The 2,594-nt window shown below is 76.9% G+C and carries 1 protein-coding gene and 1 pseudogene; both read left to right on the forward strand.

Annotated features, from left to right (window positions below; all coding sequences use genetic code 11):
- Positions 1 to 808, forward strand: a pseudogene (locus tag AA75_RS49675) (hypothetical protein); the annotation flags it as partial.
- 159 nt (positions 809 to 967) lie between these two features.
- On the forward strand, positions 968 to 2,594 hold a 1,627-nt coding region (locus AA75_RS52320; protein WP_233289149.1), incomplete at its 3' end, for a condensation domain-containing protein.

Below are 2,594 nucleotides of genomic sequence, written 5' to 3' on the forward strand. Positions count from 1 at the left end.
GGCGGCCGTCGAGCTCCAGCTCGCCGCCGAGGCCGCCGCCTCCGGCGGAGCGGCCCGGGCGCACTGGGCCGCCCGGCTGGGCGCCCTGGGCAGCGGGCACAGCGGCGACCACAGCGGCAGCCCCGGCAGCGGGCGCCTTCCGCAGCCGGGCGCGCGGTCGGCGGAGGTGTCGACCGGGATGCTGACGCACCGGCTGCCCGCCGCCACCGGCGCGGCCCGGGGCGCGGTGTTCCCCGCCCTGCTGGACGCCGTCTCGGCGGCGGCCCACCGGCTGCTCGGCCCCGGAGCCACCCCCGCGTTGGGGTACCCGTGGGGTGGCCGGCCGGCCGCCGCACCGCCCGCGCTGGGATGCTTCCTGAACACCCTGGTCCACCCGGCCACCACCGGTCCGGCACCGGCCGAGCGGACAACCCCCGACGCCGCCCCTCCGGCCACCCTCGAGGAGCTCAGCGCCCGCTGGTGGGACGACCTCGACCACGCCGACACCCCGTTCGACGAGGTGGTGCACGCGGCCCGCTCCGCCGGGGCGAGCTGGACCGGCACCCTGGACGGCCTGCTCACCTTCGAGGACCTGCACCGCCGTCCCCCGCTGGTGCTCGGCGGCGCCGCCGGCCGGGAGACCCACCTCGCCGGACGGCCGCTGGCGGCGCCCTTCGCGGTCTCCGCCTCGCACGGCGAGGACCTGCTGGTCCGCTTCGCCTGGGACCGCGCGCACTGGCCGGACCCGGCCGCGGCCGACGCCTTCGCCGCCCTGCTCGACACCCTCCGCCGCCACCTGCGCGCCACCGCGCCCGGCGCGGCGCACTGACCCCCCGGCCGTCACCCCCGGCACCCCGGGTACCCGGCCCCCGCACCATCCGGCACCGCCGAGCACCACCACGTCCGCACGTCAGCACGCCATCGCGTCCGTACGTCCGCACACCACCGCGTCACCACCACTCTCGCCACAAGCAAGGGAAGACCACCCATGTTCGCTCTCTCCTCCTCGCAGGAGATCGTCTGGCTGCACGAGCAGTTGCTGCCGGGCAGCCGCGCCTACAACTTCACCGCCGCGCTCGACCTGTGGGGCCCGCTGGACCGGGCCGCGCTGCGTGCCGGACTGGCCGCCGTGATCGCCCACCACCCCGGCCTGCGGCTGGAGTTGGCCTCCGACGACGGCGGCCTTCCGGACCAGCGGGTCCGCGCGGACGCCGAGGTCCGGCTGCGGGACAGCGACCTGTCCGGCGAGGCCGACCCCGAGGCCGCCTTCCAGCGGCTGCTGCGCGCCGAGGCCGAGGAACCGCTGGACACCCGCGAGGCGCCGTTGCTGCGCTGGCACCTGGTCCGGCTCGGCGAGGACCACCACCGGCTGGTGCACGTCGAGCACCACCTGATCCACGACGGGCACTCGTTCGCGATCCTGCTGCGCGACCTGTTCACGGTGTACCGCGCCGAGGTGCTGGGCGAGCCGTACCGGCTGCCGGCCGCCCCCTCGTACGAGGAGCACGCCCGGGCCGGGGCCGGGCGCGACCGGTCCGCGAGCCTGGAGTTCTGGCAACGGGAGCTGCGGGACGCACCGTTCGACCTGGTGCTGCCCGGCCTGTCCCGGCCCGGCGCGGTCCGCCGCCACCGCGGCGGCCAGCTGCGCCAGTCGATCGGCGCCGACCTCGCCGGGCGGCTGCGCGAGCGCGCCAAGGCCGACGGCCACACCCCGTTCTCCACCCTGCTCACCCTCTTCGGCGAACTGCTGCGCCGGCACAGCGGCCACCGCGAGCTGATGGTCGGCACCGCGGTCGGCAACCGGCCGGTCGGCTTCGAGGGCACCGTCGGGATGTTCGTCAACACCGTGCCGCTGCGGCTTCGGCTCGACCCGGCCGCGGGCGGGGTGGACAACGTCGACGAGGTGACCGACACCCTGCTCCGGGCACTGCCCCACCAGGACGTCCCGGTCCAGGAGTTGACCCGCTCGCTCGGTCTGCACACCAGTGGCGCCGACAACCCGCTGTTCAGCGTGATGTTCAGCGCGCACGACGCCGCCCTGCCGGAGGTCGACGCACCCGGCCTGGAGATCTCGCTGTACGAGGGCTTCAACACCGGCACCACCCGCTTCGACCTGGACCTGGTGCTGCTGCCCGACGACCGCCGGATGGTCGGCGAGCGCCAGGGCGTGGCCGGGATGACCCTGGTCTGGGACTACGACGCCGACATCTTCGGCGAGCCGGTCGCCGAACTGCTCGCCGGCCGCCTGCTCGACCTGCTGCGCGCCTACCTCGACGCCCCCGAGTCCGAACTGGCCGCCCTGGCCGCCGCCGAGGAGCAGCCCGCCCCCGCCGCGGCCACCGCCGCCGACCAGGCCGTGCTCGACCCGCTGAGCGGCCGCGACCCGTCCGCCCTGGCCGTGATCGCCGGCGCCGAGCGGCTGACCTACGGCGAGCTGGACCGCCGGGTCGCCGAGCTGGCCGGGCGGCTGACCGCCGCCGGGGTGCGGGCCGGCCAGCCGGTGGCGGCCGTGCTGCCGCGCGGGGTGGACAGCGTCGTCACGCTGCTGGCCTGCCTGCGCACCGGTGCCGTGTACGCGCCGCTGTCGCCGGAGGATCCGGCGGCCCGGCTCGGCC

This window comes from Kitasatospora sp. MBT63 (genome assembly GCF_000710465.2).
Taxonomy (GTDB): domain Bacteria; phylum Actinomycetota; class Actinomycetes; order Streptomycetales; family Streptomycetaceae; genus Kitasatospora.